The 24,616-nt window shown below is 44.1% G+C and carries 17 protein-coding genes; 13 read left to right on the forward strand and 4 right to left on the reverse strand.

Features of this window, described 5'->3' with window-relative positions; all coding sequences use genetic code 11:
• Window position 1 precedes the first annotated feature (1 nt).
• Together BET10_RS19530 and BET10_RS19535 are read left to right on the forward strand one after the other, a co-directional pair.
• Complete coding sequence (locus BET10_RS19530; RefSeq protein WP_070987552.1) at window positions 2-1,345, forward strand: efflux RND transporter periplasmic adaptor subunit; 1,344 nt, start codon at window positions 2-4, stop codon at window positions 1,343-1,345.
• Window positions 1,342-4,458, forward strand: coding sequence for an efflux RND transporter permease subunit (locus BET10_RS19535; protein ID WP_070987554.1), 3,117 nt, complete (start codon window positions 1,342-1,344; stop codon window positions 4,456-4,458). The genes BET10_RS19530 and BET10_RS19535 overlap by 4 nt, the downstream gene beginning before the upstream one ends.
• Here BET10_RS19535 and nosR read toward each other — a convergent pair.
• A complete protein-coding gene (gene nosR / locus BET10_RS19540) occupies window positions 4,421-5,764 on the reverse strand; it encodes a response regulator c-di-GMP phosphodiesterase, NosR family (protein ID WP_070987556.1) in 1,344 nt (447 codons plus the stop codon). The genes BET10_RS19535 and nosR overlap by 38 nt on opposite strands.
• An 89-nt stretch (window positions 5,765-5,853) precedes the next feature.
• Here nosR and BET10_RS19545 point away from each other — a divergent pair, with 89 nt between their 5' ends.
• The 8 genes from BET10_RS19545 to BET10_RS19580 all read left to right on the forward strand — a co-directional run bounded on the left by BET10_RS19545 (window position 5,854) and on the right by BET10_RS19580 (window position 17,589).
• A complete protein-coding gene (locus BET10_RS19545; protein ID WP_070987559.1) occupies window positions 5,854-6,978 on the forward strand; it encodes an HDOD domain-containing protein in 1,125 nt (374 codons plus the stop codon).
• A gap of 3 nt (window positions 6,979-6,981) precedes the next feature.
• Window positions 6,982-7,536, forward strand: coding sequence for a heme NO-binding domain-containing protein (locus BET10_RS19550; RefSeq protein WP_070987561.1), 555 nt, complete (start codon window positions 6,982-6,984; stop codon window positions 7,534-7,536).
• Window positions 7,529-8,494 (forward strand): sensor histidine kinase, encoded by a 966-nt coding sequence (locus tag BET10_RS19555; RefSeq protein ID WP_070987563.1) that lies wholly within the window; start codon window positions 7,529-7,531, stop codon window positions 8,492-8,494. The genes BET10_RS19550 and BET10_RS19555 overlap by 8 nt, the downstream gene beginning before the upstream one ends.
• 567 nt (window positions 8,495-9,061) lie before the next feature.
• A complete protein-coding gene (locus BET10_RS19560) occupies window positions 9,062-12,184 on the forward strand; it encodes a glycosyl hydrolase family 18 protein (protein WP_070987564.1) in 3,123 nt (1,040 codons plus the stop codon).
• A gap of 47 nt (window positions 12,185-12,231) precedes the next feature.
• Window positions 12,232-13,668, forward strand: coding sequence for a lytic polysaccharide monooxygenase (locus BET10_RS19565; protein WP_070987565.1), 1,437 nt, complete (start codon window positions 12,232-12,234; stop codon window positions 13,666-13,668).
• Window positions 13,669-13,791: 123 nt separating this feature from the next.
• Window positions 13,792-16,251 (forward strand): glycosyl hydrolase family 18 protein, encoded by a 2,460-nt coding sequence (locus BET10_RS19570; RefSeq protein ID WP_070987566.1) that lies wholly within the window; start codon window positions 13,792-13,794, stop codon window positions 16,249-16,251.
• Between the two features lie 202 nt (window positions 16,252-16,453).
• A complete protein-coding gene (locus BET10_RS19575; protein WP_070987568.1) occupies window positions 16,454-16,672 on the forward strand; it encodes a DUF2798 domain-containing protein in 219 nt (72 codons plus the stop codon).
• Window positions 16,673-16,884: 212 nt separating this feature from the next.
• Window positions 16,885-17,589, forward strand: a complete 705-nt coding sequence (locus BET10_RS19580) for a substrate-binding periplasmic protein (RefSeq protein WP_083330632.1) — start codon at window positions 16,885-16,887, stop codon at window positions 17,587-17,589.
• Here BET10_RS19580 and BET10_RS19585 read toward each other — a convergent pair.
• Complete coding sequence (locus tag BET10_RS19585) at window positions 17,566-19,083, reverse strand: phospholipase effector Tle1 domain-containing protein (RefSeq protein ID WP_070987572.1); 1,518 nt, start codon at window positions 19,081-19,083, stop codon at window positions 17,566-17,568. The two genes, BET10_RS19580 and BET10_RS19585, sit on opposite strands and share 24 nt — an antisense overlap.
• A gap of 125 nt (window positions 19,084-19,208) precedes the next feature.
• Here BET10_RS19585 and BET10_RS19590 point away from each other — a divergent pair, with 125 nt between their 5' ends.
• The 3 genes from BET10_RS19590 to BET10_RS19600 all read left to right on the forward strand — a co-directional run bounded on the left by BET10_RS19590 (window position 19,209) and on the right by BET10_RS19600 (window position 22,841).
• Window positions 19,209-21,164: a RecQ family ATP-dependent DNA helicase gene (locus BET10_RS19590; RefSeq protein ID WP_070987574.1), complete on the forward strand. Its 1,956-nt coding sequence runs from the start codon at window positions 19,209-19,211 to the stop codon at window positions 21,162-21,164.
• A gap of 61 nt (window positions 21,165-21,225) precedes the next feature.
• Window positions 21,226-21,636, forward strand: a complete 411-nt coding sequence (locus tag BET10_RS19595) for a hypothetical protein (RefSeq protein ID WP_070987577.1) — start codon at window positions 21,226-21,228, stop codon at window positions 21,634-21,636.
• A gap of 14 nt (window positions 21,637-21,650) precedes the next feature.
• Window positions 21,651-22,841, forward strand: coding sequence for an anhydro-N-acetylmuramic acid kinase (locus BET10_RS19600; RefSeq protein ID WP_070987579.1), 1,191 nt, complete (start codon window positions 21,651-21,653; stop codon window positions 22,839-22,841).
• 13 nt (window positions 22,842-22,854) lie between these two features.
• Here the strand turns inward: BET10_RS19600 and BET10_RS19605 are convergent, their stop codons facing one another.
• Window positions 22,855-23,343, reverse strand: a complete 489-nt coding sequence (locus tag BET10_RS19605) for a hypothetical protein (protein ID WP_070987581.1) — start codon at window positions 23,341-23,343, stop codon at window positions 22,855-22,857.
• 205 nt (window positions 23,344-23,548) lie between these two features.
• Window positions 23,549-24,358 carry an alpha/beta hydrolase gene (locus BET10_RS19610; protein ID WP_070987583.1) on the reverse strand — a complete coding sequence of 270 codons (810 nt, stop codon included), beginning with the start codon at window positions 24,356-24,358 and terminating at the stop codon, window positions 23,549-23,551.
• Window positions 24,359-24,616 lie beyond the last annotated feature (258 nt).

Below are 24,616 nucleotides of genomic sequence, written 5' to 3' on the forward strand. Positions count from 1 at the left end.
TATGGCGAACAATAGCAAAAAGCGTTGGCTGATACTCCTGCCTTTGCTCGGTATCCTAGTGTTACTGGTATTAGTAAAACTAAAATCAGCGCCAAAACAAGTGGCTGATGGGGCGGTAGCACCAACGGTGACAGTGGGGGTCGCTAAAGCGCGTATGTTACAGCAAAGCATTGTTGGCTATGGTCGTGCTCAAGCCAAGCAAATATGGCGTGCGGTGTCTGAGGTTGAAGGTCGGGTGATATATAAACACCCAGATTTAGAAGTAGGCGCGTTATTAAAAGCCGACACGGTGCTGCTCAAGATAGACCCAGCCGATTATGAACTAAAGCTAGCACAAGCTAAATATGATTTGAGTTCAGCTCAAGCACGTGCAGATATGATTGAGTTTAATCAGCAAAAGATGATGCAGTCATTGCGCTTGGAGTCGGAACGGCTGGATATTTTACGCCAAGAGCTAAAGCGCAAGACCGAGCTACTCAAAAAAGGCTCTGTGTCGCAATCTGTGGTGGATCAGCAGCAAAGTCAGGTCTTTTCGCAACAACAAAAAGTACTAGAATTGAAAACCAGTGTTGACCTTATTCCTTCTGATTTGGCGGTGGTACAGGCAAGTGTGTTGGCGCAGCAGGCTCGGGTTAAAGAAGCACAGCTGAAGCTCAGTAAAACAATCATCACTTTGCCACAGGATAGCCGCATCACACAGGTGAATATTGAGCTACAGCAGGTTGCCACACTACGTGCAACATTACTTGAGGCGCGTCATTTGGGGGTTGTGAAAGTGAACGCGCAATTTAACCACTCTCACGCTCGCGCTTTACTCAGCCAAGTTTGGCAAAATCAGCAGAACAAAGCCCAGGGGTTTCCAGATGTGCGCACGCTGCCGCTGCAAGCAACGCTGTCGTACTACACAGGTGTCGTTGAAACAGAGGCTAAACAGGCCGATTCCATCATACATTGGCCAGCTAAAGTGACGCGTATTACACAAGGAGGTGAAGCGCACAGCAATAGTTTACAAATGACGCTAGAGACCACAAATCAGTGGCTGAACTTTGATCCAATTAAACAGCCGCCTTTACTAGAGGACATGTTTGCTGAAGTGAAGGTTGCCAGTCCTTCAAACGCTTATCTGAGTGTGCCACTTTCAGCGCTTAGAGATACGCAAGTGTTTGTTGTTGAACATGGAGTGTTGCGTAAAAAGCCTGTGGAGGTGCTGTTTACCACCGAGCAGTATGCCGCCATAGACAGCCAACTTGCAGGGACAGTACAGGTCGGTGAACAGGTATTATTATCGGATATTTTACCCACGCTCGATGGTATGCAAGTGCGTGTTGTGGAGACGTTCCCATGATTGCTTTTTTTGCTCGCCACCCAACTGCAGCTAACTTATTGATGCTGATGATTTGTATCGCGGGTTTGGTTGCGCTGCCAGATCTTAAACGGGAGACCTTTCCTGAGTTTAGTCGCGATAAAGTAAAGGTGAGTGTGGTTTACCCAGGCGCAAGCCCTAGTGAAGTGGAACAAGCATTATGCGTTGTGATGGAAGAAGCGATAGATAGTGTTAATGGCATAGCAACACAAAGTTGTGAATCACGAGAAGGTGTTGCGAACTTGACGGTTGAAGCACAGGAGGGCATAGCTGCAACGACATTGTTACAAGATGTGAAGACCCAAATTGATGCGATTGATAACTTCCCACAACAGATAGAAGCGCCTATCGTCCAAGAGTTAGGTCGTGATCAACATTTGATTTCACTGGTGGTGGGGGCGGCGTTGCCCTTGCACGAGCTAAAGCGCTATGCACAGCAACTGAAAGACAAGTTAAAGCGCCAAACCAATATCGACATCGTAGATATTGAGGGGTTTTCGGACCAGCAGATCCAAGTTGAGCTGTCGTTATTTAAATTGCGCGAATATGGATTGTCGGCAAATGATTTGGTGGTTTTGCTGCAAAAGCAGAATATCAAGCTGCCGCTTGGAGAGATAAGCGAAGATGGTAAAACGATGGCAGTGCGCTTTGACCAACAGCGAGTGACCGCCCAAGATTTGGCGGGTTTGGTGATAAAAAGCCACAGAAATGGTGAACAAATCTATGTGCGTGATGTGGCCACTCTCAGTGAAAGTTTTGAACTGGACGAAGAGCAAGTGGTGTTTAATGGCCAGCGTGTTGCCTTACTGAGTATTAAAAAAGCGAAGCATCAGGATGCAATCAAACTGGTGGATGAAGTTAGCCAGTTTGTTGAACAGCAGCAAAAGCTTGCCCCACAAGGCGTCACACTGACGCTGACACAAAATACTGCGCAAATTATAGAAGACAGACTGACGATGTTGTTGGGCAATGGCTGGCAAGGTTTTGTATTGGTACTGGTGGTGATGTATTTGTTTTTCTCATTCAGATATTCCTTTTGGGTGTCTATGGGGTTACCAGTTTCGTTTCTAGGGGCTTTTGCATTGATGGCGCTGATGGGCGTCAGCATCAATATGATCTCTATGGTTGCCTTACTCATGTCGATTGGCATCTTGATGGACGATGCTATTGTGATAGCCGAGAGTATTGCTACTAAGGTTGAACAAGGCCAAGCGCTTGATGCTGATGTCATTAAAGGGGTGACACAAGTCGCGCCGGGGGTATTCTCATCTTTTTTGACGACAATAGCAGTATTTGTGGGGTTGGCGTTTATCAGTGGTGACATAGGCAAGGTATTAAAAGACATTCCGTTGGTTCTTATTGCTACTATTTTTGTCAGTATCATTGAGGCGTTCTTCATCTTGCCTAACCACTTACTGCATTCGCTGCGGCACAATCAACAGCAAGCGTCTTCCTCTTGGCGCTTCAAACAAAGCTTTACGCGTGCATTTGAGCAGTTCAGAGCAACGGCTTTGACAAAGTCGGTTCATTGGTGTGTGCAGCAACGTTATCTATTTATTGGTGCCGTATTACTGCTGTTTTTTACTTCAGTCGCTTTAATGGCTGGCGGCATCGTCAAGTTTAAGGCCTTTCCACAACTTGAGGGAGACACATTGGAAGTTCGTTTGTTGCTGCCGCCGGGCAGTACATTGTCTGATACTCAAGCGGTGGTAGCAAAGTACACTCAGGCATTGACTCGTGTTGATAACGAGCTGTCAAAGCTCGAAAGCAGCCCATTGGTTGAACATTTGACAGTGCAGTACAATCGTAATTCCGATGCTTATGAACAAGGAGAACATCTTGCAACCATACGGGTGGATTTACTGACAGCGCAGCAACGTCGTACCCAAATGACGCAGTTAATTGAGCTGTGGCGAGCACAGGTTAGCGACGTTTCTGGCTTAAGAGCGGTATCATTTAAAGAGCCGACACTTGGGCCTGCGGGACGCGCCATAGAAATAAGGCTACATGGCGAACAGCTCAGCGATTTAATGACTGCTTCTGAAACACTCAAGGCTCAGTTAGCCCAATATGTGGGTGTAACTAATGTGATGGATGACTTACGATTGGGTAAGCATGAATGGCGCGTTAGCTTGAAGCCGGGGGCGCTATCACTTGGTATTGATGGCAACGCGATCGCGACACAATTGCGCAGTGCGTTGTTTGGTCAAATTGCCACCGAAGTACAACGAGATAATACCAGCATTGAGGTATATGTGCGCTTGCAAGAGCGTGATAAAAGCAGCGTTGATAGTTTATTGAACTACCCCATCACATTGAATACAGGTCAGCAGGTGCCGCTGGGAAACCTTGCACAACTAAGTCTTGAGCAAGATGTCACACGAGTAAACCGTGTAGATGGCCAACGTACAGTGACGATTACTGCAGATGTTGATGCACTGCTAGCCAATACCAATGAAGTCATCAGCCAGCTACAAAAACAGGCAATTACCCCTTTGCTGGCACAGAACCCGCAATTAAGCGTCAGTTATGAAGGTGAAATAAAAACGGGCACGCAAACAGGGCAGTCAATGGCTGGCAAGTTTTTATTGGGGTTGGTGGCTGTATTTGTGATCTTGAGTTTCCAATTTCGCAGTTATTTTGAGCCGATTATGGTCATGTTGGCTATACCTTTGGCTTTGATTGGTGTGGTGTGGGGGCACTTTTTGCTCGGTTTTGACTTATCTATGCCCAGTATGATCGGCTTCATCTCTTTGGCGGGAATCGTAGTGAATGATTCAATTTTGCTGGTCGCCTTCATAAAAGATCATGAAAGTGATGGTCAGAGCTTGGAAAAAGCCGCTGTGATGGCTGCAAAAGCACGATTTAGAGCCATATTTATTACCTCTGCCACCACCATAGCGGGCACTTTACCATTGCTGCTTGAAACCAGTTTACAAGCACAGGTTGTGCAGCCTCTGGTGGTGAGTATGGTGTTTGGCATGGCGCTGTCTACTTTATTGATTGTGTTTGTTTTACCGTCGATATACGTGCTGTTGGAAGATTTTAATTTAACCTCTAAGCATCATTTGCACGATGGCTTATCATCAACCTAAAGGGGGTGGGTTTGTGATGCTCCAGTTGTTTTAGTTTTGCAATAGAAACTTTGGTAAACACATGCCCCTTTGGTAGCAGCATGATCCCCTGGTGGTTGTGTACGGGAAGACCCAATATCATACCAGGTTGAAGTTGTTCACTATTTAGGATCTGCATTGAGCCCGCTTGTTCATTTTGCCGCTTGTGTAGCTGTCTTGCACAAGCCTCTAGCGCAGATACGATGCACGGGTTATAAAGGTGTTCGCTAAATGCTTTTATGTGGGACAGTGCGTCTAGCTGCTTTTCATCATCAGGCTTTTGGTTTAATGCCATGTATTGCCAGTAGTCTCTGGCTACGGCAAGAATTTGCGCGCAGATTGGAATTGCATTGTGCTTAAGTCCTTTGGGTATGCCTTCACCATTGTATTTTTCATATTGATGAAAAATAGCTTCGGTTACGTCATTCAAGTGTTGTGCAGGCATAAGCATAAGCTGTGCGGTGGCAGGATGGGTGTAGTAAAGCTTTTTTTGTTGATCTGTTAATTGACTGGTTGGCACCTTGTACAGCGCAGGATCCATCGCAAGCAATCCAACTTGCGCTAAAAACCCTGCCATCCCCGCAGTTTCTATTTTTTCTCTGTTCAGCTTTAGGTATTTGGCGATTAAGCGACAGGTTTTTGCGATATTACTTGCCAGTTTGCCATCTATATACGGGTTGGCGTTGATAAAGTTATAAAGTAGCTCAACCGTCGCTTGGTGTTCATGTTGCTCATGTTTATGTTTTACTTCGAGCTTTTTGAGCACCTGTTTGATTTGTTGTGTGCGTTTTTCTACCAGTTGCTCAAGAGAATGGTTTAACTCATTGAGCTGTTTATTTTGCTCAAGCACATGTGCTTGTAAAATAGAATTATGTTTGGTTAAGCGGTATTTATCTATCGCTTGTTTAACGGCATGAACTAAGTGATCATTTTCCCACGGTTTGTTCATATAGGCGTGGATTTTGGCTTTATTTATGGCACCTATAGTGGCTTCTATATCCGCATAACCAGTTAGCAGCATACGTTGTGAATCCGGTGATGTGCTCATCGCCTTGGTTAAAAATTCCAGCCCATCCATGTTTGGCATTCTCATGTCGCTTATCACGACGTCAAACTCCTGATTCTGCATTGCAGCCAATGCGTCTTCACCTGAAGTAAACGTAGTCGTTTGTATTTTATGATGATTTAGTAGGCGCGATAGAGCTCGTAGTACGCTTGGTTCATCGTCCAAAAGCAGTACATGTGCTGGGCGTTTTTCAAGTTGACTGAGCTTTTCAATATCTTGCATAAAAAACAGGAGATTACAAAAATATGTATGTAAATAAATTTAGACTAAGCTGTCTATATACACAATTTCCCATGGCAGGATAAGGTTGCATGACGGAGCAGACGATAAATATTTTGCTGGTAGATGACGATGAATTGGTGCTCAAAGCGCTGTCTCGTTCATTAAGCCGCCTGTATGAACATGCAGTTATTGTCAGTTTGCAACACAGCGAAGAGTTTGAACGGTGTCTTCATGAACAGGGAGAGCCCGACATTATTTTTTGTGAAGTACAACTGGGGGCGGTCTCAGGCCTAGATGTATTGTCGCGCGCGAAGGTGCTATGCCCATGTGCGATTAGATGTTTATTGAGTGGTGATCTTCAGGAAGAATACCGTTTTCAGGTGAATGATACGATTCATTTCCATTTGGTTAAGCCATTCACTCTCACCCATCTGCAACAAGTCATCACCAATACTTTGATCCTTAAGAGTCTACCCTTATCTAAGCTCACGAGAGTCAAACTTGGACAGATAGCCGGATTACCTTGTCTAACGGCAAGCATATCAGGGTTGATGGAAGCATTGCAGCATGGCTCTCCCGATATTAATGAGTTGGTTGAACTGCTAAATCATGACCCAGCATTGGTGGGTAAGCTGCTACAAATCGCAAACTCTGCGTTTATGGGATATCAAACACATACGGCGGATGTAAAAGAGGCGATTGTGAGAATTGGCTTGGTTGCGTTGAAGGCTTTGGTTACCTGCTATGAGATGTCACAATTATTTATTAATCGTTTGAAACAAGCCCAAATTGAAGCATTGATTGATGAAGCGTTGGAAAAGGCATTAATGGTGAAGTCGCTTACGCGCTATTTGAAACAAAGTAGCGACAAACAGCAAAACGCTTTCGCTTGCTGTTTGTTAAGCGCTGTTGGGGTCTTGACCAAAGAATGTGTGTTACCAAGGCATGCATCTAACTCAGTTTCTAGCTATGCATTGGCTGCCTATTTACTTGCGCTGTGGGGGTTTGATGAGTCTTTGGTTCGCGCTCAATTGGTTAATGATTTACCCCCCGAACCTTATGTCTCATTGACTTTGCTTCATGCAATATCAGAGCAAGTGACGCAAAAAAAAGCATTTGATCTTACTCCTGAGCTTTATTCACGACTACAAGTGTGTGCGCAGTATGATGCTGTAAAGGCATGGTATCAGGAGAGAGAGCATAAGGTTGAGTGAATCATGAAAGGGATTATTTTTAGAGGGTTAGAAGAGCTGGTTGTAACATCACACGATATTGCAGTGTGGGAAAAGTTACTGGAAAAACATGCACCGGCAGACAGAGTTTATGTGTCTGCAAAAAATTACCCAGATGAAGAACTTTTTGCTTTAGCGCAAGAGGTTGCAATTGTTGTAGATAAACCTCTACCGGACGTATTGAGAACGTTCGGGGAGTTTTTATTTACTTATTTAACGCACAAACATCGCGAGATATTAGATCAGTTTGACGGTTTTAGTTCGTTAATAATGAGTATTGATACGGTCATTCATGCTGAAGTTGCCAAGCTATATCATGAACCTAATTTGCCAGAAATTCGCTGTGAAAGAATAGATGATAGCCATATTCTGATGTTTTACTGCTCTAAGAGGAAACTATGTTTTTGTGCTGAGGGGCTCATTCACGGTGCTGCAGAATATTACCAAATGAACGTGAATATTGAACATCAAAAGTGTATGCATCAAGGCGCCGCCGAATGTACTTTGCTGCTTAGTTTCGGGGAAAAAAAACATGGTTAAATCAACCGATGAATACTATCGAGCTTATCTAAGAGAGAAACAAGCCAGAGATGAACTAGAGCAAATTCTTGAAGAAAAAACCAGAGAGTTATATCAATCAAACAAAGCATTAGAAGAGAAAATTACGCAGTTACAGAGTCAGCAAGCAGTGCTCATGCAGACTGAGAAAATGGCGACTTTGGGCACACTATCAGCAGGGGTAGCCCATGAAATTAATAATCCTTTAGCTTATGCTATGAGTAATCTAGAAAGCTTGAATTATGTAAAGCCTGTAATTGCTGAACTGTTAGTGATCGCAAAAAATGTTTTAGATGAAAAACTTAGTCCTGAAGAACTGCACATAGCGTTGCATCGGCTAAATCAACAGCAGTCATTTGACTTTTTGCTAGGGGATATTGATGAATTGCTAGATGATGCGCAAGAGGGGCTTAAAAGAATAGGCGCGATTGTTAAAAATTTACTGAGTTTTGCTAGACCGAAAAACAACTTGTTGGCGATGGCGGATATTGGCGAGTCTTTGGAAGGTGCGATCAAGCTGTTACATAATCAACTTAAAAACACCCACCTTATATGTAACATACAACCTATACCACTAAGCTACTGCAATTTAGCTGCGCTCAATCAGGTGTTTGTCAACTTACTGTTAAATGCACAACAAGCGTGTGAAGGGAGTGTGCAAAAGGCGGAAATAGTGGTGGAGTTATTCTGTGAACAAGACAGCATTTATCTGAGCGTTGCAGATAATGGCTGCGGTATGAGTGAACAAACCAAAGAACATATTTTTGAACCCTTCTTTACGACCAAACCTGTGGGTCAAGGAACTGGTATGGGGATGGCTATTGTCTATGGCATAATTACTGAGCATCAAGGGGTTATTATGATAGAGAGTGCACAGGGGAGTGGCAGTAAAATTGTCTGTAAGCTGCCTGTTTTAACGGAGCCCTTAAATAACATTTAAACATACACCGCCTAGAACAATTGTATCATCGCCATACTTCCCACCAGCGAAGACTTAGAACAGCAACACAGTTTCATTCTATAGCTCTAAAGTGTATATAAAAATAGGTTTAAATAACTAGAAAGTATAGATATTTACAAATCATGTTGACGTTAACGTTAACGCAATCTTGTGTGAGGTTATATTTATTTATAGCAAAAGTGATCTTCTTATATTTTTTAGGAATATATAAATTCCTGCTAATTTGGATTAGTTTTTTTTCGAGTTAGCTATAAAAATAATTTTTCATATGACAATTTAGTTTCACAACCTTTTGTTTTTATATATTAAATTTTTAATCGCCCATGATTTCAATATGAATCCATTTCATGTAATTGCTGAAAAGAATGGGATGATCTTTGTTTAGTTTTTGTGCCATATTTATACGAATATATTACTACTCTTCCTCTATGTAGCTTGTCTTGAAGGATGAAAAGTGAGCAAAACGTGATTGACGCTCCTAATTTATGTGTTAGCTTTAATGTTAATTTGTTAAACAAAAGTTACATGTAAAGGTCGGAGATAATCATGAGTTCACAAAAATTACTCAAGTCGGCACTCAAACTGAGTGCCTTAACTTTAGGATTAATGGGGGCGCAATCATACGCATATGATTGCACCGGTGTCCCAGTATGGCAGCCAGGTATGACGTCAACGGCTGGCAACGTGGTTCAGCAAAATGATGTGGCATACGAGGCACAATGGTGGACTCAAGCTGAGCCAGAAACACATTCTGGGCCATGGCAAGAGTGGAAAAATTTGGGCTCTTGTGACAGCGTTGTCATTAATAAAGATCCGAAAATCAACCAGTTAAGCCCGGTGGATGGTTCTGAGTTTAATGTAAATGACAGCGTTGCCATTACCGCAAATGCAACCGACGAAGACGGTACGGTTAGCAAAGTTGACTTTTACGTCAATGGTTCTTTAATCTTGACGGATACGTCAGGTACAAATGACAATTTTGAGGCTGCATGGACGGCGGTCGAAGGTACCCACACCATCTCCGTGAAAGCAACTGACAATGAAGGTGCTGTATCCAGTATGCTTAGTCACCAAGTCATTGTTAAAAGTGACACGCCTGTTAATAAAGCGCCTGTCGCCGTGCTGGATTTGGTGAATCTACCGCCGAAAGTAACTGTTGGCTCTAGCGTTAAGTTTGCACTTTCAGGTACTGACGAAGATGGCTCGGTAACAAAACTGAGCTTTGCGGTTGATGGTACCGAGGTCGTTGCAACAAATGGTGCAGCAACCGAGCACACTTGGGTTGCAACTGAGTTGGGGCAAGTAACTTTTACCCTAACCGTGACAGACAACGAAGGGGCTACGGGCCAAATCAGCAAACAGATTAACGTTGTGAGCGAGAACCCAGGCACTGATGATTGTAAACCGGCTGGTCTTTATCAAACACCTGGTGTGAATACGCCTTACTGTACTGTTTACGACCAAAATGGTCGCGAAATTATGGGACAGGACCACCCGCGTCGTGTCATTGGTTATTTCACCAGTTGGAGAAATGGCGCGAATGGCCAGCCGAGTTATTTGGTTAAAGATATTCCGTGGGACAAGATTACTCACATCAACTACGCATTCGCGCATGTTGATGCAAATAACAAAGTTTCAATTGGCGATCCGAATGCTGCGGGCAATCCAGCGACCAATATGGAATGGCCAGGGGTAGCGGGCGCTGAAATGGACCCTAGCTTGCCTTATAAAGGTCACTTCAATCTACTCAACAAATATAAAAAACAACACCCAGATGTAAAAACGCTTATCTCAGTAGGTGGTTGGGCTGAAACTGGTGGCTACTTTGGACCTGATGGCACGCGTGTAAACAGCGGTGGTTTTTACACTATGACCACCAATGCTGATGGCTCAATCAACCACGCAGGTATTGACGCATTTGCTAAAAGCGCCGTTGAATTCATCAAGAAATATGGTTTTGATGGGGTAGACATAGATTATGAATATCCATCATCAATGGATGACTCTGGCCACCCTGATGACTTCCCAATTTCAAATGTTCGTCGCGGTGGTCTAAACGCTTCATATAAGGTGCTTATGGAGCGCTTACGTGAAGAGTTAGACAAAGCGGGAGAGCAAGATGGCCAGCATTACATGTTGACCATTGCATCACCATCCTCTGGTTATCTACTACGTGGTATGGAAACATTCCAGTCAGTTAAGTATCTGGATTATGTGAACATTATGTCTTATGACTTACACGGTGCTTGGAACTCTCATGTTGGTCACAATGCTGCGTTATTTGACACCGGTGAAGACTCAGAGCTTAAGCAATGGGACGTATATGGCACACCTGAGTTTGAAGGTATTGGCTATCTCAACACTGACTGGGCTGTACGTTACTTCAGAGGCTCAATCTCAGCGGGTCGAATCAACATTGGTATTCCGTACTACACACGCGGTTTCCAAAATGTACAAGGTGGTACGAATGGCCTTTGGGGACAAGCTGCGCTAGCTGACCAAGCAGATTGCCCACCGGGAACAGGTAAAGGTGATAAGAACAAATGCGGTAATGGTGCGGTTGGTATCGATAACTTATGGCACGATAAGAACGATGTAGGGCTTGAAGTACCCGCAGGTTCAAACCCACTTTGGCATGCTAAAAACTTGCAGCAGGGCATCACTCCAAGCTACCTAGCTGACTATGGACTAGACCCGGAAAATGACCCAACCGACCAACTTACAGGCACCTATACCCGTCACTACGACTCCGTAGCGGTTGCACCTTGGTTGTGGAATGATCAGAAAAAAGTGTTTATCTCAATTGAAGATGAAGAATCTATGGCGACCAAAGTTGATTATGTTATCAACAATGGTCTTGGTGGAATCATGTTCTGGGAGCTTGCGGGGGACTTTGACTATGATGCTGCAAGCGGTGAATACTTCATGGGGTCAAGCATGACTAAGCTTGCTTATGACAAGTTTAATCAAAGCGGTGCACCGTACAATGTTCATCAAGGCAATGCGAACTTCCAACTACCAGAAAAATCGGTTGATGTGAGCTTTGAAGCTAAAGACTTCCCATTGGGTGATGCTAACTATCCGATTAGCCCAACCTTCGCGTTTACCAATAACTCACAAATTGATTTAACGGGCGCTAAAATCTCGTTTGATGTGCCAGTGGCAACATCGGCCATCTTTAAATCAAACTGGAATGCGACTGAAAAGCTTGGTATGGCAGTTGAAGTCAATGGTTCGAATGCCGCGGGTAATAACATTGGTGGCTTTGAAAACGAGTTCCACCGTTTCTCAATCACTTTAAAAAATGAGTGGGGCGGCACGCCAAAATCATTCGCGCCGGGCGAAACTGTTAACGCACAAGTAATGTATTACATGCCAATTACCGGACCTATCAACTTTGTCGTAGAGAAAGATGGTAAGCAGTTTGCCTTTAAGTACGAGTATCCACAATTGCCTGAAGCTGTTCCAGGTGATGATGGCGGCGACCCTGTAACTGAGTGTGAAGGTACACCCATTGCAGACATCGTTGTGTATCCAACGCTACCACAAGGCACACACGCCGCACAGGGGGATTTAGTGCGCCAAGGTGACGTTATCTACAAAGCCAAATGGTGGACCAATCAGGCCCCACAAGGCAGCAGTGACTATCAAGTGGCTTGTAGCCTGTAACAATTGGATGGGCAGCAATATGCTGCCCATTTATGGAGAACACAACAATGAACAGCAAGTTATTTAAAACCCCTTTGCTGGTTGCAAGTATCAGCACAGTGTTTATGGGCGCCACTAGTTTCAAAGTTAATGCCCATGGTTTTATGGATTTTCCTAAAGCGAGGCAGTCAATTTGTGAAGCACAAGGTGGCTATTGGTGGCCTGAAGATGGCTCAAATATTCCTAATTTGGCATGTCGAGCTGCATTCCTAGAGTCTGGCTATGTACAGTTTATTCAAGAGCATGAATTTTCAGTAAATACCGCGAATTATAACGACCAGAGTGCCGTTGAAGCCAATGTGCCCAACGGTCGATTGTGCGCAGGAGGAGACGACCAAAAACGAGGCATGGATTTACCCTCAGCACATTGGCAAAGTACTGAAATTATGCCGAATGTTAATGGTGAAGTGGCTATCAGGTTTAGGGCTACAACGCCACACAACCCGAGTTTTTGGAAGTTCTACCTAACCAAGGCTGACTTTGATAGAGCGTCAGATACTGTGCGCTGGGAAGACTTAGAGCTTATCACCGAACTGGGCAATGTAGATTTTGTTAAAGACCCAGACGGTAAGCGCTTTTATGAGATGAAGGTTAACATTCCACAAGACCGCGTCGGTGAGGCTGTTTTGTATACACGCTGGCAACGCATTGATGTGGTGGGTGAAGGATTTTACAACTGTAGTGACGTGACCATCGTGCGTGACACAGGACCCATCCAATGGAGTAGTGCCGGTTATTTTGTTTCTCAAGGACAGCAAGCGCAGGTGGGTGATACGGCATGGGCGCGGGTATTCGATGAAACAGGTAAAGAGCTGGTAAGCACCTCACTGAAAATCACCGATTTTAATCATGGAAACTGGGCAGAGCAGTTAGCACAGATGCTTAATCTTGATCATGCTAGCATTATGAAAGTAGGGGTTAAAAACAGTGATGGTGAGATTGTTTTTGACGCACAAAACTTACTTTCTAATGAAGTGTTTGTGAGCAACTCAAGTTATACCTACAACCTCACTTTGCAATCTGCACCGGACAATACCCCGCCGCAAATCCATCAGCCAGAGCCTTTGGTGATGGATGAACTATCGAGTGCGACGCTACATGTACATGCCTTCGATGACGAGCAGCAAACCTTGACTTATCAGTGGCAAGTTCCTCAACAACTAAACTGGACAGGCTCAGGCGCAACGATTGAGCTGACGGCTCCTGAAGTGTCAGCCGACAGTGAATTTGCCATCACGGTAACGGTCTCTGATGGACAGTTGAGTACATCGGCGCAGGTGCCTGTGACGGTGAAAAATGTCGACCAACCAGACTATCCCGCTTGGCGCAGTGGTGCAACTTATGTGGGTGGTGACAAAGTATCTCACAACGGCAAAAACTATCAGGCAAAGTGGTGGACCAGAGGAGAAGAGCCTGGGACCGCATTAGTTTGGCTAGCACTATAACGAGGTTACATACCGCCACAGGTAAGTGGCGGTGAATGATAAAAAGTTAGGTTTATTATTGGTACAACAATCATCCACCTTAATCGGCTGGATACAACATGTAAAAATAAGGTTGAGAAAGTAATGAAAGTAAAACAACTTACAGGGGCGATTGCCCTGGCAATGATATCAGGAGCAGTTTTTGCAGCACCTTCAACGCCAAGTTTAAGCTGGGAAGCACAGCAGTATTCCTTTGTTGACGTGAACCTCGATGGTACTGGGTCATATAAAGACCTTGTACAAGCTAAAGAGCAGGTCAATATCAGCATTAAATGGAACGCATGGAGTGGTGATGGTGGTGATGGCTACAAGGTTTATTTTGACGATATGTTGGTAAACGAAGGGACATTACCAGCAGGAACTAAAAGCGGCACGATTGAGTTCCCGTATACAAGCTCTGGCCGTCATACCTTGTATGTAGAATTATGCGAAGGTCAAACGTGTGCGCGCAGCGCCGGTAAACCGATTGTGATTGCAGACACAGATGGTGGACATTTAGACCCACTGCCAATGAATGTGGATCCTAATAACAATGACTATGGCACCAACCCTAACTATGTAACTGGTGCATACTTTGTTGAATGGGGCATCTATGGCCGTAATTTTGATGTGACCAAAATTCCTGCGCACAACCTATCGCACCTGTTATATGGATTCATTCCAATTTGTGGTGAAAACGAGTCGTTGAAGCAAATTGAAAATGGTAACAGTTGGCGCGCATTACAAACTGCCTGTGCGGGCAGCGCCGATTATGAAGTGGTTATTCACGACCCATGGGCGGCGGTACAAAAAGCGTTACCGGGTGTAGATTCAAAAGACCCAATCCGTGGTACCTATGCGCAATTAATGGCACTAAAACAGCGCTATCCTGATCTGAAAATTTTACCTTCGGTGGGTGGTTGGACGTTATCAGACCCATTCCACGGCTTTACCACTAAAGCAAATCGTGACACGTTTGTGGCCTCGATGAAGAAGTTCCTAAAAACTTGGAAGTTCTACGATGGTGTTGATATCGACTGGGAATTCCCTGGTGGTGATGGCCCTAATCCTGATTTAGGCGACCCAGTAAATGATGGTCCTGCGTATGTTGCATTGATGCAAGAGCTACGTGCAATGCTAGACGAGCTAGAAGCCGAAACGGGTCGTCAATATGAGCTGACTTCTGCTATTGGTTCTGGTTACGACAAGATTGAAGATGTTGACTATCAAGCTGCTTCTCAGTACATGGATTACATCTTTGCGATGACGTACGACTTCTTTGGTGGCTGGAACAATGTGACAGGTCACCAAACTGCGCTGTATTGTGGCTCACACATCAGTACAGATGAGTGTAATGGTACGGGTGTAGATGACAATGGAGAGCCGAGAAAAGGCCCAGCTTACAGTGCTCATAACGCTATCAAGCTACTGCTTGCACAAGGCGTTGACTCTAAGAAGCTGGTAATGGGGGCAGCAATGTATGGTCGTGGTTGGGAAGGTGTAATGGAAGCAAATGCAACCATTCCAGGCAACCCAATGACTGCACCGGGTAATGGTAAATTCACAGGCTCTACATCAGAAGGTGTTTGGGAGCCAGGCATTATGGACTACAAAGGCATTGTGGCTAATTTGTTAGGTTCAGATGGCAAGGGTATTAATGGCTTTGAAGCAGGTTACGATGACCAGGCTGAAGCGGCATATGTTTGGAATCGTAGCAATGGTAAATTGCTTACCTATGACAGCCCGCGCTCAGTTAAAGCCAAAGGTAGTTACGTTAAGATAAATGACTTAGGTGGTTTATTCGCATGGGAAATTGATGCGGATAACGGCGATATCCTAAATGCGATGCACGAAGGTCTTGCAGGCGATTTACCGCCAAACCGTGCACCTGTTGTTTCTGTCGATAGCCAAGTAAATGTGAGCAACGGTGGTAGCACGACAGTAACAGCAACAGCAACCGATGCTGACCGTGATGTGCTGACTTACATTTGGACGGGTGATGCAGCGTTAACACTTGCTAATACAAACAGTGCCAGTGTTTCAGTAACCGCGCCTACTGTTGCGACTGATACTAATTACACACTGACAGTGACTGTATCAGACGGTAAAGTGGATGTATCTAAAGATGTGACTGTGACAGTAACGACAGCGTCAAATAATGCGCCAGAGCTACAGCCAATTGCTGATGTGATGCTTGATGAGGCAACGCAAGTCAGCGTAAGCGCTGTTGCTACAGATGCTGACAACGATACGTTGACGTACACTTGGGACGTACCTGCTGGTCTGACGCTAGTCGGTTCAGGAGCGAATGTTAGCTTAAGCGCAGGTGACGTTGCTCAAGATACTATGTATAGCGTATCTGTGACCGTTTCAGACGGCAAAGCTTCGGTATCTGAGTCTTTCCAAGTGACGGTTAAAGATGTGTCTGACCCTGTAAATGCTTGGGATAGAGACACTGTTTACTGGGGGGGTGATATCGTTGTACACCAAGGTAAGCAATACCGTGCTAAGTGGTGGACTCGTGGTGAAGAACCAGGTACAGCTTTGGTGTGGGAAGCACTTTAATTATAGTGAGCGAACGCTGTATACCCTAGGGTTGACTCAAGGATGAGCACAGCGAAAAAGCAAGCAAAATAATACAATGCCAGCGCATGTAAAGCGCTGGCTTTTTTATCATCCAACCTATGTAAATTGTATTACGTCTAGATTTAAATTGTATGATCTTATATCCTGCTCGCACTTGAATTGCTGTAGGACATTCACTGCCATGCCGTCACTCAAACACCGTATCGTTTTTACTTTGTTGCTATCACTATTTCTTTCAATTTTAATGACGCTATGGGTAACATATATCAACCTAGGTTTGAGCGAACATTTTCTCGTTGATTGGGGACGAGCGTTTATATTGGCTTGGCCTGCTGCTGCGGTGATTTCATTTTTCAGTGCGCCCATAGCACAAAAAATTACTCAAAAGTTAGTGGTTTAGCATAATATCACGTGATTTTTCTATACATTCACTACATTTTAGCTGCAATTTAACGTTGATGGCCGCACTTAATTGGTAATATCTCGTTAATCTTCCATACTCAAATGAGCGCTTATGATTTGGGTTGAAGTATTAATTTGTATTACAAACTCTTTGTCGTTTTATTGATTTTCGTTACTCATTACTCGCATAGTTGTGAACGCACTTTTAAGGTGGGTGTTGGCACGCCTTGGCCTCCTTACGTTATGTATGAGGCTGATCGTTATTTTGGATTAGACATTGATGCAACCAAGAAAATCTTTGCAAAAGCCGGATTGTGTATTCGTTTTGTTAGGCTGCCGTCATCAGCACGGGGTATCACTGAGCTAGAGAAAGGTTTTATTGATGTTTTACCTTCAGCCAGTTACAACGAGCAACGAGCTAAAATTGCCTATTTCAGCTCAGAGTATCGCAAAGAACGAATGCGTTTGTTCACTTTGTCTACCTTAGATGAAGTGAACAACCTCAGTGAGTTATTCAGCCAAGGCTATTTATTTACCGCAAACCCCGGCGCATATTATGGTGAAGAGTTAGAAAATATTTTACGTATCGAGCAGTTTAAAGATAACTATTTTGAAGTAGCAAGCTTATCGCAACGTATGGAACTAGTGCGTCGTGGTCGTGTAGACTTTCTAATCGAAGATGAAGCCAGTGGTATTTACTACAAAAAACGTTTGGGCTATGACGCTCTAAGAGTACACCCATATGTGATCCATGATAATGGTATTCACTTTATGCTCAGTAAAGATGCGTTCGATATCGAACAGGTTGCACAAATAAATCGTGCGATCAACTTGGTTTCAGAGCAGCTCAAAGCCATCGAACTGAGATACCAAGCTGATCTCACTGAGCCACTATCCCAGTCGAGTCACTTCTAGCTCGATTGCGCCACGATTGAGACCATAGTCACAGCAAATATCATTGGCAAATGGGGTAAACTCACCATGTTCATGTACTTTTATATCGCCACCACCGTTGAGTGAAAAGGCTTGAGAATCATCTGCATTAATACAGCCAACCAATGAAAACCATGGTCTGCCTGGTAATCGCTTATAGGGTTCCATCATTTCAATTGGGAGCTTTTTAACGCCTACCGTCCGGTTGTCTCGTTGCCAACCACTGGCCGTAACTTGCGTGTCTTTGTCATACCAGACTTGATGACTAATTGGTTCTATACGATAGGTTGCACCTTTTTCTAACCAAAGACCGGTGTAATTAAAGGGCTCACATGCATACACCTTGATGTTTCTGCACTCACCCACTTGTAGAATATTAAGCTGTTGCGTGGGCAACTCAATATGTGGGTTGATGCCAACACACTCCAGAGTTTCACCATTGGCGTATTCTAGATGATGCTTTAGGCCTTTGAGAGATTCGGGCCGATAACTACTGTTATTGTAGATACGTTTGGCAACACTGTGGTGAATGATAGGCGGGATGTCTGTGACTTGGTTGTCTTTCATAACAACGCACAGACGATGCGTCGCTTTGAAGTTTATATGGCTCCAAAAATAATCATGCTGGTGGCTTGGTGCCAGTGCGTCGGGCTTTATTGCTAAGTCATCGGCATCAATGAGTAATGAGCCATCGTTTGGTAATAAACTTTTATAGTCTATTTGTTCACGGGTGAGTACTTGCAGTTGCACAGGTTGTGTTAATAACCACTCTAGGCTGTAGCGCAAACAAATATCGGACAATCCACTGCGATAAAAGCCACCGCCAATATCCGAATGGCTACCAGCAAACCAGACCTCATGAACATTTAGGGCTTGGTTAAATAAAGTTGCTTCAAAGGCGCGACGTTTGTCATCTAGGCTCACACAATGCAGCGCGGCTTCGACGTTACTGGGAACGCCATGATCTGAGAAAATCACATGTTCAGTGCCACAGGTCGCTTTGGTTATTTTGCTAAAACCAATTGACGCTATGGTATCGAAAACACACAGATAAACATCACTATCAATATGTTTCTCTATACATTTTGCAAATCTTCGAGCTAGGGCCGCACCGCGACTAAAGCCTATTAATATTACTTTATTGCCGGCTTGATAATGCTGTTCAAAATCATGCATGGCGTGTGACAAAATACTGGCCACATCGCAACTTTGCGGCGCTAAGATTTGATTTAGAACCTTTTTTACAGTGCTACCCTGATGACCAATGCCACTGTAATAAAAACACTTTTGAGCGGGGAAATGGCTTTCTGCCTGAGGGTGAATGCGCCCTCCGAGCAATAAGTGCAATTTTAATACGTTACTGATTTCACAGTCTTCTTTGAATTGCTCTGCGCTATATTGTTGGCTGTCTCTGGGTTCGCTCCCTGTGCCATCAAAACTAAAAACCAATAACGAAGGTTCGGGTGAATTTAACATGGCTTTCTCCTCTTATGCACAGAATGAATTTGCCAACACGCGCTAAAAGTTACGTATTAGCGTTAATGCTAAACACAAAATATGATACTTTTAAGTCAAGAAATTACTTCAATTGAGACCCTATCATGGAGCATGGACAGCAGTTGCTAGAAAGCTTATCGCAACATTTTGGTTTTGCCAGTTTTCGCCCCGGTCAAGCGCAAACAATTTCACATTTATTAGCGGGTCATTCATCGCTTGCGATTTTTCCAACTGGCTCGGGGAAATCGTTATGCTACCAATTAACAGCGTTGCATCTGCCTCATTTAACCTTGGTGGTCTCTCCGTTGCTCGCATTGATGCAGGATCAGGTGGCATTTTTACAAGGTAAAGGTGTTGGGGCTGCGACATTGGACTCCAGTCAATCCACTGAGCAAAGTCAGGCGGTCATGCAGGGCGTGCGCAAAGGTGATATAAAAATTCTGATGGTGTCGGTCGAGCGCTTTAAAAATGAACGCTTTCGGGAGTTTATAAATGGTATTAACGTGTCTATGTTGGTGGTTGATGAGGCACACTGTATATCTGAATGGGGCCATAATTTTAGACCTGATTATTTAAAACTTCCCGATTATCGGCGCGAGTTGAATATACCGCTAGTCTTGCTTCTGACCGCTACGGCTACAAAGAAAGTCAAATTTGATATGGCTAAGCGTTTTGACATTTCGCCACAACACATTGTGCAAACGGGCTTTTATCGACCCAATTTAGATTTGTCAGTGCTGAGCGTTACAGAACAAGATAAGCTGGCACAGTTAGTGCGACTTATTCGTGCACAACAGGGTGCGGGCATTGTGTATGTCACCTTGCAGCAACAGGCGCAACAAGTAGCAAAGCAGCTACAAGCCGCTGGTGTGAAAGCCGAGGCGTATCACGCAGGGCTCGACGATGAAGTACGTCGCAATGTGCAACAACGATTTATGGATAACCAGATTCAGGTTGTGGTCGCGACCATTGCCTTTGGTATGGGGGTTGATAAATCTGACATACGCTTTGTAATTCACCATGACTTACCCAAATCTATTGAAAACTATAGTCAGGAAATAGGCCGAGCGGGGAGAGACGCTCAGAGCGCCTATTGTACCGTGCTTGGCAATTTAGACTCAGTGGCAACCGTTGAAAATTTTGTCTATGGTGATACCCCAGAACGTTCGGGGATTGAATACGTCATAACGCAATGCCTGCAAGAGCAAACAGCTGGAAAATGGGAGTTACAGGAGTTACCGCTATCAAAAGCGAGTAATATCCGCCTTTTGGCATTAAAAACGCTACTGGTACAGTTGGAGATCCAAGGGGCGATTACAGCCAAGTATGCTTATTATGCTGACTTTAGACTCAAGTTTGTTACTCCTCAGGGTAAGTTACTTAGTCGCTTTGATCCCACAAGGCAAGCATTTTTAAAACAAATATTCGACCATACCCAGTTCAAGAAGGTATGGGGAACACTAGATATGCAGGCATTGGTTGCTAGCGGCGCTGATAGGCAAAGGGTTGTCGCTGCACTTGATTATTTGCACGAACAAGGGCTTATAGAACTGGAGAGCAAACGGCTGGTTCAAGTATATGATGTTAACACCCAGGTGTTATCACAGCCTGAGTTAGTCGATAACTTATATCGGTATTTTAAGGACAAAGAACAGGCAGAAATTAAACGCATTGCTGCGATGCTGCGGTTTTTTGAGTTAGACCGTTGTCTAAGTGCGAACTTGGCTTACTATTTTGATGATCATCAAGTGCCTGAATCTTGTGGGCATTGTAGCGTGTGCCGCGCTCAGGCAGTGAAACTAAGCTTAAGTAAGGCCCCAGAAGTGCCGCTTGATGATGCGCTTCGTAACTATGTGTTTGCCATGCAAAAGCACTTAAGGCAAGGTGGTGTTCAGGCCAGTAAAGAGACTGTGATCCGGTTTTTAGCAGGCGTAACTACACCATTTATCAGTCAATACAAGCTAAAGCAGCTCCCGGGTTTTGCTTGCTGTGAGGGCCTACGGTTTACACAAATAACGGACAAAGTTCAGCAGTTGGCATTGTGCGCAAGTGAGTCTTAAATCTACATGATCATTGTATATTCAGGGCTATCAACCTAAAGTGACGCATAGGAGTGTGATTATGAAATTGTTTTTATTACCTTTCTTACTGATCTTCAGTTGTGTGAGTATTGCACAGAACAGTATTTATACTTTTGATGGCAGTATTATCAACATCCCACCGAGTGCGTTTGTGAACGACGCAAGACAATATCCAAAGAACAGTGATTTTAGTTTACAAGTGTATCACCCCATGAGTAGTGAACAAGGGGATAGAGCAGCGCTGGTAACTATCAAAAACATGGCCGCTGGTAAGCGTTTTTTTCAGGCTGAACACGTGATGGCAGTGTTGGCCGACGGCGCTCGTCACACGCCCATCTCCACGGTGAGCAAGCTTGTATTGGAAGGGCAGCAAACAGCAACATTAACACTTGAGTTTGGTCGCCACGACTATCCGATAGTAAGTGTGTATACTTCTGAAAAACTAAAATAACTATGTAAATCCTTATGCATCCACATATTGAGAAACTATACCAAAGTGCCGAAAAACCTGAGCGTTTGATCATTGGCCTGATGAGCGGCACATCGTTGGATGGCCTAGATGTCGCATTATGCCGTATCAGTGGTAGTGGCCGAGAGACTCAAGTGACCGTGCAGGCATTTACCACTTGCCCTTACCCTAAAGCGGTTAAAGACAAAATACTGACAGTGTTTGCTAAGCAAACCGTTGATCTGGAATATCTCACCCTGCTAAATGCATGGATCGGTAAATATCATGGTGAATTAATTAATCAGTGCTTAAAGAACTGGCAGGTTGAACCAAGTGATATTGATGTTATTGCCAGTCATGGACAGACCATATTTCACTGCCCAAAGCATCAACACCACTACAGTGATTTTGGTAATGCTACCTTACAGATTGGTGATGCAGATCATATCGCTGTTACCACTGGGATCACCACCGTAGCCGATTTTAGGCAAAAGCATATTGCTGCTGGCGGAGAAGGTGCACCTTTGGCGCTATATGGTGACTACTACTATTTTGCCAGCGATACCGAACACCGTGTGTTGTTAAATATGGGCGGCATTGCAAATCTAACCTATTTACCTAAAGGCACCGAGTTGGAAGGTGTGGTGTGTAGCGATTTAGGCCCAGGTAATACGTTGATGGATGCATACATGCGCCAGCATTTTTCACAGCCCTATGATGAGAACGCGCAGCTTGCAAGCCTTGGTACGGTAAACCAGACATTGCTAGATAGACTACAGGCAGAACCTTTTTTTGCCTTACCTTTACCAAAAACAACTGGGCCAGAGGTATTTAACTTAGAAATGCTAGAGGCAGCCCAACGAGATAGCAGTACAGAAAAACTTAGTCATCAAGATATCATGGCAACACTAAGTGCGCTGTCAGCTCAGGTTATTGCTAGGCATATCAATACGCTGTGTACTGAGCAATGCATGGTGTATAGCAGCGGTGGTGGCGTACATAACCCATTGCTCATGAGTCAAATTAAGCAGCTGTTAGCACCGCATATCCAGTTACATAGCAGTGACACGCTTGGCATTCACCCTGATGCAAAAGAGGCCGTGCTATTTGCTATGTTGGCTAATGAATGTTTAGCGGGCAAAGTTACCGCACGCAAAGATCTAGCCTTACCACAGGTCACTATGGGTAAAGTCAGCTTTGCGGATTAGCGGTTAAGCAAAGCTAGAAAATCGCCAGCAAAGATGCCATCAGGTTAGTGGTATGGCGTTTAACTGCTGATGCGACCACTGATGGCGATGCTTTGCTATCGAGTGACCGATTCATCGAAGAGGTATTGTTGATATAAGCGTTGTATTCCACGGTATTTTTGACCATACCATGTAGACCCACCAAACTAAGTTGCACTATATACTCACCAGATTCACCTTGGCCTTTTAACGTTAAGCTTTGATGGCCTGTATCTAACGCTTGTTTTGTCACGGGAGCTTCTGCGCTGAAGCTTGCTGAGCGCGCTGTTACCGAGGTTGCGTATAAGGCAATTGAATCTCCAAGCTGAGCATCAAACGGTAGCTCACATAAAAATGGTAAACCCATAGTATGATATTCAAGTTGCAAGGTATCGTACTGCAACGCGTGTAGACAGGCTTGATCCTCAGCATGTTCATCTAGTGCGCGAGCCGAGAAACTCAGCAGTACCGGTGGTTGTGTCATCGTCTTCAAGTGGTGGTTGATTTTAAGTGGGGCGCATTATTGCGCAGTTAGATGACAGTTTTATGACTTTGTGCGCAATAATAAACAAAAATGTAGCAATACTTGGCTACTTGTTAATTGCTGAAGGGGCGCGTTTGGGTTATTGCTCTAAATGAACTTTGTACTGTGTTGAATGAGGCGGCTGGCATCACTCAGCCGCTTAAGCTCAGTATTTGATTTTCTTAAATGCGTCGTATACAGCTAGGTGCAGCGTATCACCGTGGGTTAGCTGTGGAAAATAGCCAAATTCAAGCTGTGTATTATCAAGCAGTTTTGGCGTGATTTTTTTATGCAGTTGCTTGGCTAAACGCTCCATCTGTTCGCCTTCTTTACCCACTCCTATGTAGACCGATTTTGGTGATTGAGAAGGATTAAACGCTTGTTTAAGAAGCGCTTCATCATTCCACCATAGGCTGGGGCTGATGATCACGTAATGATCGAACATTGCGCTGTGGTTAAACAAAATTTCGCTCGCCAGTAAGCCTCCAAGTGATTGTCCTATCAAAGTCGAAGTGCCATTAGTTCGGTAGTGCTGTGTGATCATAGGTTGTAACTCTTTAGCAATAAAGTCTATGAACTGTTTTGCACCGCCGTGGCTTGGTAGTTCTTTTTTATCCAAAGCATTATTGCTGGGCGTGGTGAAGTCGTGTTTACGGTCAATGTTTTCAATACCCACAACAATGGTATCAGGCAATATATTGAGCCAAGGGAAATTAGCAAACTGCACTAAGCCAGCAATATGAATAAAGTCTTCATCTTTAGAGCCATCTAGTAGGTAAATAACAGGGTAAGTTTGCTGTTTGTTTTGCGTATAACTGGGTGGCAAATAAACATGTACTGAGCGTGATTGTTGCAAAGATTGTGACTTAAATGTCAGGGTTTTTGCAAGCTCAAAGGGCTGACTGGTGAATTTATCCTTTGCTGTTGCAGAAAACGTTAAACAAACGCTCAGAATTAGCCATTGTATTTTGAACATATTCGGTGCTTCCTTGTAACTATGCGAGGGTTAGTTTTTATTCTGATGCTGGAATTATATTTAACTAAATGAAGGCAATAAACAAGCGTTGTGTACCATCGTGAAAATGTATAGGAGCTGTTTCGCCAATCTCCTCTCAAAATCTAGTTATAAAGTAGTATGTTTAAAGATGATACGGTTAGAATTTGTTATTTGATGAAGTGTACTATAAGTACTTAATTAATATGAAATATTTCATATAAGACAGAGCGAAAAGCA

The organism is Pseudoalteromonas amylolytica (genome assembly GCF_001854605.1).
GTDB lineage: Bacteria > Pseudomonadota > Gammaproteobacteria > Enterobacterales > Alteromonadaceae > Pseudoalteromonas > Pseudoalteromonas amylolytica.